Raw genomic sequence first — 14153 nt, forward strand, 5'->3', positions numbered from 1 at the left:
AGACACAGCTAAACTCGGCGTCGTGGCTTCCCCGATGATTGCACCGTCCATTCTGTCCGCAGATTTTGCTCGACTCGCTGATGAAGCGACTGCCGTGTCCGGCTCCGACTGGCTTCACGTCGACGTGATGGACGCGCATTTCGTTCCCAATCTCACGCTGGGTCTGCCGGTGGTCGAGAGTCTGCTGAAGGCGACGGATATTCCGCTCGACTGCCATCTCATGATCGAGAATCCGGAGCGCTGGGCGCCGCCGTACGCCGAGGCCGGTGCGTACAACGTCACGTTTCACGCCGAGGCCACCGACGATCCGCGTTCGGTTGCCCGCGATATTCGTGCAGCTGGTGCCAAGGCGGGGCTGAGCATCAAGCCTGGAACCCCGATCGACGACTACCTGGAAATCCTCGAGGACTTCGACACCCTCTTGATCATGAGCGTCGAACCCGGATTCGGTGGTCAGTCCTTCATGCCTCAGGTGCTCGACAAGGCACGCGCAGTTCGAAAGCTCGTCGACTCGGGTGAGCTGACGCTCCTTGTCGAAATCGACGGCGGCATCAACGCTTCCACGATCGAGCAGGCCGCTGAAGCAGGGATCGACTGCTTCGTCGCCGGTTCGGCGGTGTACGGAACGAGTGATCCCGGTGAGGCGGTGCGCAAGCTGCGCGCGCAGGCCGCCTCGGCGTCGCCGCACCTGACGCTGTCGGTCTGAGCCGCTCGATGGCAAAGGGTGGACAGGCGTCGACGGCTGATCTCGACGCCGCGATGCAGATCGCGCTGGCCGCAGCTGATTCCGCGCGCGGATTCACCAGCCCCAACCCACCGGTCGGCGCGGTCATCCTCGCTGCCGACGGAACCATCGCGGGCGTCGGTATGACGCAACCGCCCGGTGGACCGCACGCGGAGGTCGTGGCTCTCGACGAGGCCGGCGATGCAGCGCGTGGCGGTACGGCAGTGGTGACACTGGAACCGTGCAATCACCAGGGGCGAACCGGCCCTTGCTCACAGGCATTGATCGATGCCGGAGTCTCGGCGGTTGTCTACGCCGTCGGTGATCCCAATCCCGAGGCTTCCGGCGGCGCAGCGACGCTCATGCGCGCTGGAATCAGCGTCACGGCCGGACTGAGAGCACCCGAGGTGGAAGCTGGTCCACTGCGGGCCTGGCTGCACAAACAGCGCACCGGTCGCCCGCACATCACGTGGAAGTACGCGGCCAGTCTGGACGGACGCAGCGCCGCCGAGGACGGAACGAGTCAGTGGATCACCGGTCCGCAGGCGAGGGCGCGCGTGCATGCGCAGCGAGCGCAGATCGATGCGATCGTGGTCGGTACCGGCACCGTGTTCGCCGACGATCCGTGGCTGACCGCACGTCAGCCCACCGGTGAGCTCGCGGCGCACCAACCCGTTCGCGTCGTCGTCGGAAAGCGCGAAATACCCTCGACGGCAAGCATTCTCGACGACACCGCACCGACTCTGGTGCTCAACACCGACAACATCGACGAAGTAGTCGAGGCGTTGGGGGAGTACACGGACGTACTTCTCGAGGGTGGGCCCCGTCTGGCCGGAGCATTCCTTGCCGCCGGATATGTCGACGTCATAGAGGCATACATCGCTCCGATCCTGCTCGGCGCGGGCGCCTCCGCACTCGTCGATGCCGGAGTGCACACCATCACCGACGCCCACCGATTCCGTTTGGAGTCTGCGGTAACGATCGGCCCCGATATTTTGTTGAGTCTGGTTCCGGAGAGTTCTGCTCCGGGGAACGAGGAGTAGGGCGCGTGTTCACAGGAATTGTGGAAGAACTCGGCGAAATCGTCGCCAAGGAAGAACTGGTCGATGCTGCACGTTTCACGGTGCGCGGGCCACTGGTCACCTCCGACGCCGGCCACGGTGATTCGATCGCGGTCAACGGAGTGTGCCTGACGGTGGTCGACGTGCTTGCCGACGGTTCGTTCACCGCAGATGTCATGCAGGAAACCCTGAACCGCTCGAGCCTGGCGAAATTGGATGTCGGCTCTCGCGTCAACCTCGAGCGTGCCGCGGCGCTGAACAGCCGACTCGGCGGCCACCTGGTTCAAGGGCATGTCGATGGAACAGGCCACGTCATTTCCCGCTCGCCGTCCGAGAACTGGGAGGTAGTGCGGATCGCACTGCCCGACTCCATTTCCCGTTACGTCGTGGAGAAGGGTTCGATCACCGTCGACGGAGTCTCGCTGACGGTCTCCGCGCTGGGCGGAGACCGCGGGTTCGAGTACTTCGAGATCTCGCTGATCCCGACAACGCTCGAGTTGACGTCGCTCGGAACCGCTGTGGTCGGTACGCCGGTCAACCTCGAGGTGGACGTGATCGCGAAGTACGTCGAGCGGCTTCACTCTGCCGGTCGGTAGGACCAGGCTGATCGGACCCGTCCGATTGGTCGTAGGGTTGTCAGTGCATCCGTCGGATGCACTTGTTGTATTCGATGATGTGAAAAGTCAAGACTTTGGAGTGCGAGCACGTGACCAGGTTCGACAGTATCGAGCGCGCAGTGGCAGATATCGCTGCAGGTAAAGCTGTTGTCGTCGTGGACGACGAGGATCGCGAGAACGAGGGCGACCTCATCTTCGCCGCCGAGAAAGCCACCCCGGAACTGGTGGCGTTCATGGTCCGGTACACCTCCGGCTACCTGTGCGTGCCGCTCGACGGTGACGATTGTGATCGGCTGGGCCTGCCCCCGATGTACGCCACCAACCAGGACAAGCACGGCACGGCGTACACCGTCACGGTCGACGCCCGTGAGGGAATCGGTACCGGCATCTCGGCGTCGGACCGCGCTGCGACGATGCGTCTGCTCGCCAACCCCGAATCCGGTGCCAACGATTTCACTCGCCCCGGTCACGTCGTTCCGCTCCGCGCGAAGGAAGGCGGAGTACTGCGTCGTCCTGGCCACACGGAAGCTGCAGTCGACCTCGCCCGCATGGCGGACCTGCGTCCTGCCGGCGTCATCTGCGAAATCGTCAGCCAGAAGGACGAAGGCGCGATGGCTCAGACCGACGAGCTGCGAGTATTTGCCGACGAACACAACCTTGCTCTGATCTCGATCGCGGACCTCATCGCGTGGCGTCGCAAGCACGAGAAGCACGTGCTGCGCATCGCCGAGGCCCGCATCCCCACCCGCCACGGTGAGTTCACCGCTGTCGGCTACACGAGCATCTACGACGAGGTCGAGCACGTTGCGCTGGTGCGTGGCGACATCGCAGGCCCCGACGGAGACGGTAGCGACGTGCTCGTCCGCGTTCACTCCGAGTGCCTCACCGGCGACGTCTTCGGTTCGCTGCGGTGCGATTGCGGCCCGCAGCTCGACGCCGCACTGGACATGGTCGCCCAGGAGGGCCGCGGCGTTGTTCTGTACATGCGCGGGCACGAGGGTCGTGGCATCGGTCTCATGCACAAGCTGCAGGCCTACCAGCTCCAGGACGCCGGTTCCGACACCGTCGACGCCAATCTCGAACTCGGCCTACCGGCGGACGCCCGTGACTACGGCATCGGTGCCCAGATCCTCGTCGATCTGGGGATCTCGTCGATGCGTCTGCTGACCAACAACCCGGCCAAGCGTGTGGGTCTGGACGGCTACGGCCTGCAGATCACCGATCGTGTTCCGATGCCGTTGCGCGCGAATGCGGAGAACCTCACCTACCTGCGCACCAAGCGCGATCGGATGGGGCACGATCTGATCGGACTGGACGAGTACGAGGCGAACCAGAACACCGCACAGCCGGGAACCGCATTGTGAGCGGGGAAGGTCAGCCGCAGCTCGCGATCGCCGAGGCCAAGGATCTGAAGCTGGCGATCGTTGCCGGGCAGTGGCACGCGACGATCTCCGAGGCTCTGATCGCCGGCGCGCAGCGCGTCGCGCAGGAGGCACAGATCAAGGACGTGACACTGGTCCGTGTCGCCGGCGCGATCGAACTGCCGGTCGTTGCGCAGGCATTGGCGCGCACGCACGACGCCGTCGTCGCTCTCGGTGTTGTCATCCGCGGCGGCACGCCGCACTTCGAGTACGTGTGCGACGCGGTCACCGCGGGCCTCACACGCGTCTCGCTCGACGAAAGCACCCCCGTGGGGAACGGTGTCCTGACCACCGACACCGAGCAGCAGGCTCTTGACCGTTCGGGTCTGCCGGGTAGCGTCGAGGACAAGGGCGCACAGGCCTGCGCCGCCGCACTGGACACCGCAGTGACCCTGCGCCATCTCCGAGCACCATGGACCGAGGATTCGTTTCGATGAGTACACCCGGCGACAACGAGAACTGGGAACTGATTGCGTCACCGCGTAAGTCGACGCGATACGCGATCGGAGTTGCTGTCCTCCTGGTGATCGTTCACGTCACTCTGGCACTCCTGCTTCGCCAGGGGTCCACCGGCGTGTACTTCCGTGCCGCGGACCAGATCGCGATGGCAGGCATCGGCACCATTCTGGCTCTCGGTGTGCTGATGTTGACGCGGCCCCGGGTCAAGGTGGGCAAGCAGGGTATTGCCGTACGAAACATCCTGGGCGAGAAGATCGTCGACTGGGATCTGTTCGAGGGACTCTCGTTCCCCGACGGTGCCGCCTGGGCACGCATCGAATTGCCCGACGACGAGTACATGGCAGTGATGGCGATCCAGTCCAATGACCGCGAGTACGCCGTCGACACGGTCGGTAAGTTCCGCGAACTGGCCGACCGCTACGCACCGGTCGCGCACAAGAGCATCTGACGTCTTCCGACCGGTTCGGTGCCCGCATCCTGCGCGTTTCCGAGTCGGTCGGTGGCGGCGACTAACCTGAAACCGTGCCGGATCCCTCGACTTACCGCCCCGCTACCGGAACCATTCCGGCTGCGCCGGGCGTCTACAAATTTCGCGATCCGCATGGTCGGGTCATTTACGTCGGAAAGGCGAAAAGCCTCCGTTCACGTTTGAACTCGTACTTCGCGGACGTCACGACACTTCATCCCCGTACTCGGCAGATGGTGACCACCGCCGGCAGCGTCGAGTGGACCGTCGTCAGTACCGAAGTCGAAGCGCTTCAGCTCGAGTACAACTGGATCAAGGAATTCGATCCGCGGTTCAACGTCCGGTACCGCGACGACAAGACGTATCCGGTTCTCGCTGTGACGCTCAACGAAGAGTTCCCGCGCTTGTTCGTCTACCGCGGTCCGCGGCGCAAGGGTGTCCGCTACTTCGGTCCCTACTCCCATGCCTGGGCGATCCGCGAAACTCTCGATCTGCTGCTACGAGTCTTTCCCGCACGAACGTGCTCGTCCGGAGTCTTCAAACGGCACAACCAGATCGGCCGGCCGTGTCTGCTCGGCTACATCGACAAGTGCTCGGCGCCCTGCGTTGGGCGAGTCAGCGCCGAGGAGCATCGTCAGATCGTCGAAGATTTCTGCGACTTCCTCGCCGGCCGCACGGACAAGTTGGTCAAAGATCTCGAAAAGCGCATGCAGCAGGCTTCCGAGGATCTCGACTTCGAGACCGCAGCCCGTCTGCGTGACGATATCGGGGCTTTGCGCAAGGCGCTCGAGAAGCAGGCCGTCGTACTCGGTGACGGCACCGACGCCGATCTCGTCGCCTTTGCCACCGATGATCTCGAAGCCGCCGTTCAGGTGTTCCACGTGCGGGGCGGACGCGTGCGGGGTCAGCGTGGATGGGTCGTGGAGAAGGCAGGCGACGCCATCGACTGGGCCGCACTCGACGCCGAGTCCGACCTGCCGATCCTGGTCGAGCAGTTCCTCACCCAGTTCTACGGGGAGCAGGCGGCCCTCGACCCGGGAGCGGGTTCCGAGGCCGGGATCAGCGCAGTTCCCAAGGAAGTTCTGGTGCCGGTTCTGCCGGCAAACGCGACCGAGATCCAGGCGTGGCTGAGCAAGCTTCGGGGATCGCAAGTGCAACTGCGGGTTCCGCAACGCGGCGACAAGAAAGACCTCGCCGAAACAGTCCAGCGAAACGCGAAAGAGGCTCTGGCGCAGCACAAGCTCAAGCGCGCCGGCGATTTCACTTCGCGTTCCGCGGCGCTGCAGGGCATCCAGGAAGCACTGGACCTGGACTCGGCTCCGCTACGAATCGAATGCATCGACATCAGTCACGTCCAGGGAACCGACGTCGTGGCGTCACTGGTCGTGTTCGAGGACGGGCTCCCGCGTAAGTCGGACTACCGCCATTACGCGATCAAGGAAGCTGCCGGCGACGGTCATTCCGACGACGTCGCGAGTATCGCGGAGATCACGCGTCGGCGGTTCCTGCGCCACAACCGCGACCTGGGCGTCCTCGCGGCGTCGGCGTCGACCATGGACTCGGACGGTGGGGATCTGGCTCCCGAAGCGGCGATCGACCCGGCGACGGGCCGGCCTCGGCGGTTCGCCTATCCGCCCAATCTGTTCGTCGTGGACGGCGGCGCCCCTCAGGTCACGGCGGCAGCGGCGGTCCTCGACGAGCTGGGGGTCACTGACGTCGCGGTAGTCGGGTTGGCCAAAAGACTCGAAGAGGTATGGGTACCGGGGGAAGAAGATCCGGTCATCCTCCCTCGGACGAGCGAGTCGTTGTACCTACTGCAGCGCATCCGAGACGAAGCCCACCGCTTCGCGATCACGTTCCATCGCAGCAAACGCTCGAGGCGGATGACGGCTTCGGCTCTGGATTCGGTCAAGGGGCTCGGTGAAACTCGTCGAACCGCTCTGGTGGCTCACTTCGGTTCCGTGGCGAAGCTGAAAACGGCAACGGTCGAGGAGATCATGCAGGTCCCCGGTATCGGTGAGACCACCGCCACAGCAGTTCTGGCCGCACTCGGCACGGATTCGGCTGCAGCCGACGCGGGCGCTGAAGCTCGAGCGCTGCCAGCCGCGGTAGGGGATGATGAGCTGGACACGGAATCCGAATCGTCTGTTACGTCTGCTGACGCGCCCAGCGCCGAATCCGGTAGCGGTGACGAGGGCTCCGAGTCGCGAGAATTGTCCATGCCGACGACGGGGCCGAGTGCACAGTGACTACCGACAGCGCCAAAGACAGTCGAACGATGGATTTCCTGCTGGTGACGGGATTGTCCGGAGCAGGTTTGAGTACCGCTGCCAAGGTGCTCGAAGACCTCGGCTGGTATGTCGCGGACAATTTGCCACCTGAGCTCATTTCCCGAATGGTCGGTCTGAGCCTGACCTCCGATCCGCCGGTCGATCGTCTGGCCGTCGTGATCGACGTGCGGAGTCGACTCTTCACCGGCGATCTCGGGTGGGTGCTCACCGAACTCGAGGCGGAACCGATCCATACTCGGGTGCTGTACCTCGAAGCGTCGGACGACGTGTTGATCCGACGGTTCGAACAGGTGCGCCGCAGTCATCCGTTGCAGAACGACGGCATCGACGGCACGTTGTCCGAAGGGATCGCAGCCGAGCGTCGGCAGTTGGCCGTGGTGAAGGCGGCCGCCGATCTGGTCATCGACACGTCGGCACTGAAGGCGCATCAGCTGCGTCAGAAGATCGAAACGGCGTTCGGAAACGATGCCAACCGCACGATGAAGGTGACGGTCCAGTCGTTCGGATTCAAGTACGGCCTGCCGATGGACGCCGATCTCGTCTGTGACGTTCGTTTCCTGCCCAATCCCCACTGGATCCCTGAACTTCGCCCGCACACCGGTCAGGATGCCGACGTCCGCGACTACGTGTTGTCCCGCGAGGGCGCGGAAGACTATCTCGACACCTACCGACATCTGGTGGATTTGACGATCGCCGGATATCGACGAGAAGGAAAGCGCTACATGACAATTGCGGTCGGATGCACCGGCGGTAAGCACCGAAGCGTAGCCATGTCCGAAGCTCTCGCGAGGCGTTTGGGTTCCGAGGACGACATCTCGGTCAGCATCGTGCACCGGGATCTGGGGCGCGAATGAGTGAACCGACACATCGCTCGCGGGAGACACCCGAAGGGCCGGCCATCGTCGCGCTCGGCGGCGGGCACGGATTGTTCGCCACGCTCCAGGCCGTCAGACGCTTGACGGTCGACGTCACCGCCGTGGTCACGGTCGCCGACGACGGTGGTTCGTCGGGCCGGCTGCGCGCCGAACTCGGCGTCATCCCGCCTGGAGACCTCCGGATGGCGCTGGCAGCTCTCGCGTCGGACGAACCCGAGATAGTCGACTGGACTCGGACCATTCAGCATCGCTTCGGCGGTGTCGGCGCACTTGCCGGGCATTCGGTGGGCAATCTCATCCTGGCCGGACTGACCGAGGTGCTCGGCGATCCGGTCGTCGCGCTCGACGAGATGGCGCGACTGCTGCGAATCCGTGGCCGTGTGCTGCCGATGTCGCCGATCGCGCTCGAGATCGAAGCCGACGTTCAGGGACTCGAAGAGGACCCCCGCGTCAGCCGCTGCATTCGTGGACAGGTTGCCGTCGCGACGACCCCGGGCAAGGTTCGGCGTGTGAGACTGCTCCCGTCCAATCCGCCCGCGTGCCCCGATGCCGTGACTGCGATCGATCGGGCCGATCTCGTGGTTCTCGGCCCGGGATCGTGGTTCTCGAGCGTGATCCCACACGTCCTGGTACCCGAACTCGTCGAATCACTGTCGTCGACGACGGCTCGAAAAGTACTGGTGCTCAATCTCGCACCCGAGCCGGGGGAGACCGCCGGATTCTCCGCGGAGCGTCACCTGCACGTACTCTCCCAACACGTGCCCGATTTCCGGGTCGACTACGTGGTGGTCGACTCGGCGTCGGTACCGGCCGGGCGTGAACGTGAACATCTGCAGCGTGCGGCGGATCAATTTTCAGCCGAAGTCAGGTACGCGGATGTCGCGGACACCTCACCGGGCGCAGCGCATGTACACGATCCGGCAAAACTGGCCGATGTACTGGCTGAACTGTCGAGCAGTGCGGCAGTAGGGGATTCGACACAGTCTTCCCTGCAAGAACAGCAATCCGAAGAACAGAGGGAGAACGCTTCGTGGCAATGACAGCGGAGGTCAAGGACGAACTGAGCCGGTTAGTGGTGACTCAGGTCAGCTGCCGCAAGGCAGAGGTCTCCGCGTTGCTGCGCTTTGCCGGTGGGCTCCACATCGTCGGCGGCCGGGTGGTCGTCGAAGCAGAGGTGGATCTGGGCTCCACGGCGCGACGTCTGCGCCGGGAGATATTCGACCTGTTCACCTACAGTGCCGACGTGCACGTACTCAGTGCGGGCGGGCTTCGAAAGTCCGCTCGCTACATCGTGCGTGTAGCGAAGGAGGGTGAGGCCCTCGCGCGCCAGACGGGACTGCTCGACCTTCGCGGGCGCCCGGTTCGCGGCTTACCTGCGCAGGTCGTCGGCGGAAGTGTCGGCGACGCCGAAGCAGCGTGGCGCGGTGCGTTCCTCGCGCACGGTTCCCTGACCGAACCCGGCCGTTCGTCGGCGCTCGAAGTGAGCTGCCCCGGCCCGGAAGCTGCACTTGCTCTGGTTGGAGCTGCGCGGCGTCTGGGGATCTCGGCGAAGGCACGTGAGGTTCGCGGAACGGATCGTGTGGTGATCCGCGACGGTGAGGCCATCGGCGATCTCCTGACCCGAATGGGAGCCCAGGACACACGCCTGGTGTGGGAGGAGAGGCGGATGCGACGCGAGGTCCGCGCCACCGCCAATCGTCTCGCCAATTTCGACGACGCAAACCTGCGACGCTCTGCTCGCGCTGCCGTTGCGGCTGCTGCGCGCGTCGAGCGTGCGTTGGAGATCCTCGGTGAGGACGTGCCCGATCACCTCGCGGCGGCGGGTGCACTGCGCGTCGAGCATCGGCAGGCGTCCCTCGAAGAACTCGGCCAGTTGGCCGACCCGCCGATGACCAAGGACGCCGTTGCCGGACGTATCCGTCGCCTGCTGTCCATGGCTGATCGCAAGGCCAAGGAAACGGGCATACCCGACACCGAATCCGCAGTGAATGTGGAGCTACTCGAAGAGGGGTGACCTGCCCTCCGTCAGGGTGGGCTGCGCACGTTCGGGCCACGCGCATTAGGGTATGAGTCACATCGACCGATGAACCCCACGTCCGCGTCGTGCACACACGGATTCGGAGTATGCGTGGGTCAAGTTGCACACCAGAATCATGGTCAAAGGAGCGAATTGTGACTGTCCGGGTTGGCGTAAACGGTTTCGGCCGTATCGGACGTAACTTCTTCAGGGCGGTGGATGCGCAGAAGGCGCTCGGAACCACCGATATCGAGATCGTGGCAGTCAACGACCTGACTGACAACGCGACGCTCGCTCACCTGCTGAAGTACGACTCCATCCTCGGCCGTTTGCCGTACGACGTGTCGCTCGACGGTGACGACACGATCGTCGTCGGCGATCAGCGCATCAAGGCCCTCGCACACCGTGGCCCGTTGAACGAACTTCCCTGGGGCGAGCTGGGCGTCGACGTCGTCGTCGAGTCCACCGGCATCTTCACCGACGCCGCAAAGGCCAAGGGACACCTCGAAGCCGGCGCCAAGAAGGTCATCATCTCGGCTCCGGCCAAGGGTGAAGACATCACCATCGTGATGGGCGTCAACGACGACAAGTACGACGGCAGCCAGAACATCATCTCCAACGCGTCGTGCACCACCAACTGCCTCGGCCCCATCGCCAAGGTTCTCGACGACGAGTTCGGCATCGTCAAGGGTCTGATGACCACGATCCACGCGTACACCCAGGATCAGAACCTGCAGGACGCTCCGCACGCAGACCTCCGTCGCGCCCGCGCAGCTGCCCTCAATATCGTTCCCACCGGTACCGGTGCAGCCAAGGCAATCGGCCTGGTTCTCCCGCAGCTGCTCGGCAAGCTCGACGGCTACGCACTGCGCGTGCCGATCCCCACGGGCTCGGTCACCGACCTCACCGCGAACCTGAAGAAGTCGGCCACCGCCGACGAGATCAACGCTGCGATGAAGGCTGCTGCCGAAGGACCCCTCAAGGGCATCCTGAAGTACACCGACGCACCGATCGTCTCCTCGGACATCGTCACCGACCCGCACTCGTCGATCTTCGACTCGGGTCTGACGAAGGTCATCGACGACCAGGTCAAGATCGTCTCCTGGTACGACAACGAGTGGGGCTACTCCAACCGCCTCGCCGACCTCATCGGCCTCGTCGCCAAGTCTCTCTGAGCGGAGTTTCGATAACAGTGGCAGTTCAGACGCTGAAGGATCTGCTGGACGCTGGGGTCGAAGGGCGCACCGTACTGGTGCGTTCCGACCTCAACGTCCCGTTGGATGGCGGAGAAATCACGGACCCGGGTCGCATCGTCGCGTCCGCTCCCACCCTGCGGGCACTTGCCGAGGGTGGAGCGAAGGTCATCGTGACCGCGCACCTCGGGCGCCCCGACGGTCAGCCCGATCCCAAGTTCTCCCTCGCACCGGTTGCCGCGAAGTTGGCCGAAATCCTCGGTCGCAACGTGCAACTCGCCGGTGACGTCGTGGGACAGGACGCGCTGGCTCGTTCCGAAGGACTCACCGACGGTGACGTCCTGATGCTCGAGAACATCCGTTTCGACCCTCGCGAGACCAGCAAGGACGAAGCCGAGCGGGTCAAGCTCGCCAAGGCTCTCGTCGAGCTGGTCGGTGACGACGGCGCATTCGTCTCCGACGGATTCGGTGTTGTTCACCGTAAGCAGGCGTCGGTCTTCGACGTCGCGAAGCTGCTCCCGCATTACGCCGGATACCTGGTCGGCGCCGAGGTCGAGGTGCTCGCCAAGCTCACTCAGGACGCAGCGCGTCCGTACGCGGTGGTGCTCGGTGGCTCCAAGGTCTCGGACAAGCTGGCCGTCATCGAGGCACTGGCGCCGAAGGTCGACACCCTGGTGATCGGCGGCGGAATGTTCTACACGTTCCTCGCGGCTCAGGGTGTGTCCGTGGGCAATTCGCTGTGTGAAGAGTCCATGATCGAGACCTGCAAGGATCTCCTCGACCGGTACGCCGACGTCATCCACATCCCTCAGGATGTTGTCGTCGCGGACTCCTTCTCGGCCGATGCCGAGTCGAAGATCGTTCCGTTCGACAAGATTCCCGACGGCTGGATGGGTCTGGACATCGGACCGGAGTCGGTCAAGCGCTTTGCCGCGATCCTGACCGGCGCCAAGACGGTGTTCTGGAACGGCCCGATGGGCGTGTTCGAGTTCCCGAAGTTCGAGGCAGGCACCCGCGGTGTCGCCGAGGCAATCGTGGAGGCAACCGAGAAGGGCGCCTTCAGCGTCGTCGGCGGCGGCGACTCCGCAGCAGCCGTTCGTCAGCTCGGTATCCCGGACGAGGGCTTCTCGCACATTTCCACCGGTGGTGGCGCTTCCCTCGAGTACCTCGAGGGCAAAGAGCTGCCTGGCATCGCAGTACTGGAAGGCTGATCCGACATGGCACGTAAGCCGTTGATCGCCGGCAACTGGAAGATGAATCTGAACCACCTCGAGGCTATCGCCCTGGTGCAGAAGATCGCTTTCTCCTTGCCTGCGAAGTACTTCGACAAAGTGGACGTCACGGTCATCCCGCCGTTCACCGACATCCGAAGCGTCCAGACGCTGATCGAGGGCGACAAGCTCCTCCTCACGTACGGCGCGCAAGATGTCTCGGCTCATGACTCGGGTGCGTTCACGGGCGAGATCAGCGGCTCCATGCTGGCCAAGCTCGGTTGCACCTTCGTCGTGGTCGGCCACTCCGAGCGTCGCACCCTTCACGGTGAGACCAACGAGACCGTCCTCGCGAAGACGAAGGCTGCTCTCAAGAACGGCCTCACGCCGATCGTGTGCATCGGCGAAGGCCTCGAGATCCGCGAAGCGGGCGAGCATGTCGCCTACAACGTCGACCAGCTCAAGGGTTCGTTGGCGGGCCTGAGCGCGGAGGAGATCTCCAAGATCGTCATTGCGTACGAACCTGTCTGGGCCATCGGCACCGGCCGTGTCGCTTCTGCCGCCGATGCACAGGAAGTGTGTGCTGCGGTACGAGCAACAGTGGCCGAACTTGCCGACGCCGAGGTCGCGGCCGGCGTTCGCGTTCTGTACGGCGGTAGCGTCAGCTCGAAGAACGTCGGAGAGATCGTCGGCCAGACCGACGTCGACGGCGCTCTTGTCGGCGGCGCGTCACTCAAGGCTGACGAGTTCGCGACACTGTCTGCGATCGCTGCAGGCGGTCCACTCCCGTGATGATCGGGTAGTGAGCTGAAACTGCTCGAGACTAAGACTGCGGGTGTGTGACCGAGTAGGTCACACACCCGCAGTTTTTTTGTTCGCGAGTCAGCTCACCAGTTTGGTTTCCAGAGCGCCGACGAGTTCGGGAGCAAGCTCCAACCCGGCGGTCAGATAGTTCTCGACGGTCCCGTAGTGGTGCTCGACCTGCTCGAAGGCAGCGCCCAGGTAACTCGCGTCGACGGAAAGCAGCAACCGGATCACCTCGCCCTTGTCTGCATCTGTGGCAGCGGCGATCTTCGCGACTGTTGCATCGATGTACTCGGCCGAGTACGTGTTCGTGAGCAGGTAGTCCGCCGTGATCGTTTCGCGCGGTACACCAGCGAGTGTCTGCAGTAGTGCTGCCGCCCAACCTGTTCGGTCCTTGCCCGCCGTGCAGTGGAAGAGTTGCGGCCCCTCGGTGGTCGCCAGGGCGGCGAACAACTGCGAAAATCCGTTCCGAGTGACGGGGTCTGCGACAAAGCTGCGATTGATGTTCTGCATGAAAGCTGTTGCAGCGTCCGCTGTTCGGAGAGCCATCGCTTCGGCGTGGATGTTTCCGGACAGGATGGGAATGTGGGCGTACATCGCCGGCGCCGGCACGATGTCGGGAGTTTCGTTCGCCTCGGTTTCGGAGCGCACGTCATAGACGGCGGTCAGCCCCAGCGATTCCACGATTGCAAGATCCTCGGGCGAGGGCGTCAGTACGTTTGCACGGTAGAAGACTCCGCGGCTCATCGCCTGTCCGCTGGTCGTGACGTACCCGGGGCCGGCCACGTCGCGGAAGTTGTGAATCGAAGCCAGACGCGGTGTGTTGGGCAGGGCAGTGTCGGAAAGCATGGAGCCGGCCTTTCGGAGGTAGAGTCGCGTCGACTGAAAAACTACTGAATCGGTATCTCGACAGTGTGATCGATGCCACTGACCAAGAATCGTGCCTGGCCGGGTGCAAAGTCATGTGCGAGGCGGGTATGTGGTCAGGCTATCTGCGCGCGCCTGTATGGTGTT

General features: G+C 63.9%; 14 protein-coding genes. 13 read left to right on the forward strand and 1 reads right to left on the reverse strand.

From position 1 onward, the window contains the following. Positions 1-22 precede the first annotated feature (22 nt). The 13 genes from rpe (at position 23) to tpiA (ending at position 13127) form a co-directional block, all read left to right on the forward strand. Positions 23-706: a ribulose-phosphate 3-epimerase gene (gene rpe, locus G9U53_RS23395; protein WP_064688257.1), complete on the forward strand. Its 684-nt coding sequence runs from the start codon at positions 23-25 to the stop codon at positions 704-706. Between the two features lie 8 nt (positions 707-714). Next, the gene (gene ribD, locus G9U53_RS23400; RefSeq protein WP_030536416.1) at positions 715-1767 is read left to right on the forward strand and encodes a bifunctional diaminohydroxyphosphoribosylaminopyrimidine deaminase/5-amino-6-(5-phosphoribosylamino)uracil reductase RibD; all 1053 of its coding nucleotides are present in this window, start codon (positions 715-717) and stop codon (positions 1765-1767) included. Positions 1768-1772: 5 nt separating this feature from the next. Further along, positions 1773-2381, forward strand: a complete 609-nt coding sequence (locus G9U53_RS23405; RefSeq protein ID WP_064688256.1) for a riboflavin synthase — start codon at positions 1773-1775, stop codon at positions 2379-2381. A gap of 110 nt (positions 2382-2491) precedes the next feature. Continuing rightward, on the forward strand, positions 2492-3766 hold the full coding sequence (locus G9U53_RS23410; RefSeq protein ID WP_003944833.1) for a bifunctional 3,4-dihydroxy-2-butanone-4-phosphate synthase/GTP cyclohydrolase II: 1275 nt from the start codon (positions 2492-2494) through the stop codon (positions 3764-3766). Beyond that, positions 3763-4260: a 6,7-dimethyl-8-ribityllumazine synthase gene (ribH, locus tag G9U53_RS23415; protein ID WP_003944999.1), complete on the forward strand. Its 498-nt coding sequence runs from the start codon at positions 3763-3765 to the stop codon at positions 4258-4260. Before G9U53_RS23410 ends, ribH begins: the two co-directional genes overlap by 4 nt. Beyond that, positions 4257-4730, forward strand: coding sequence for a PH domain-containing protein (locus tag G9U53_RS23420; RefSeq protein WP_064688255.1), 474 nt, complete (start codon positions 4257-4259; stop codon positions 4728-4730). The genes ribH and G9U53_RS23420 overlap by 4 nt, the downstream gene beginning before the upstream one ends. Before the next feature lie 74 nt (positions 4731-4804). Beyond that, positions 4805-6997, forward strand: a complete 2193-nt coding sequence (gene uvrC, locus G9U53_RS23425) for an excinuclease ABC subunit UvrC (RefSeq protein ID WP_003944805.1) — start codon at positions 4805-4807, stop codon at positions 6995-6997. Continuing rightward, on the forward strand, positions 6994-7893 hold the full coding sequence (rapZ, locus tag G9U53_RS23430; RefSeq protein WP_003944872.1) for an RNase adapter RapZ: 900 nt from the start codon (positions 6994-6996) through the stop codon (positions 7891-7893). The genes uvrC and rapZ overlap by 4 nt, the downstream gene beginning before the upstream one ends. Next, the gene (gene yvcK, locus G9U53_RS23435) at positions 7890-8954 is read left to right on the forward strand and encodes a uridine diphosphate-N-acetylglucosamine-binding protein YvcK (protein ID WP_064688254.1); all 1065 of its coding nucleotides are present in this window, start codon (positions 7890-7892) and stop codon (positions 8952-8954) included. Before rapZ ends, yvcK begins: the two co-directional genes overlap by 4 nt. Beyond that, positions 8951-9928, forward strand: coding sequence for a DNA-binding protein WhiA (whiA, locus tag G9U53_RS23440; RefSeq protein WP_021344225.1), 978 nt, complete (start codon positions 8951-8953; stop codon positions 9926-9928). The genes yvcK and whiA overlap by 4 nt, the downstream gene beginning before the upstream one ends. Before the next feature lie 158 nt (positions 9929-10086). Further along, positions 10087-11106, forward strand: coding sequence for a type I glyceraldehyde-3-phosphate dehydrogenase (gene gap / locus G9U53_RS23445; RefSeq protein WP_003944851.1), 1020 nt, complete (start codon positions 10087-10089; stop codon positions 11104-11106). Between the two features lie 17 nt (positions 11107-11123). Next, positions 11124-12335 (forward strand): phosphoglycerate kinase, encoded by a 1212-nt coding sequence (locus G9U53_RS23450; protein ID WP_003944901.1) that lies wholly within the window; start codon positions 11124-11126, stop codon positions 12333-12335. Positions 12336-12341: 6 nt separating this feature from the next. Then, entirely contained in the window at positions 12342-13127 is a 786-nt protein-coding gene (tpiA, locus tag G9U53_RS23455) for a triose-phosphate isomerase (protein WP_042445664.1), read from the forward strand. Positions 13128-13217: 90 nt separating this feature from the next. Here the strand turns inward: tpiA and G9U53_RS23460 are convergent, their stop codons facing one another. Further along, positions 13218-13988, reverse strand: coding sequence for a tyrosine-protein phosphatase (locus G9U53_RS23460; protein ID WP_064688467.1), 771 nt, complete (start codon positions 13986-13988; stop codon positions 13218-13220). Positions 13989-14153 lie beyond the last annotated feature (165 nt).

Origin of the sequence: Rhodococcus sp. D-46, assembly GCF_011290655.1 — a bacterium.
Taxonomy (GTDB): Bacteria; Actinomycetota; Actinomycetes; order Mycobacteriales; family Mycobacteriaceae; genus Rhodococcus_F; species Rhodococcus_F qingshengii.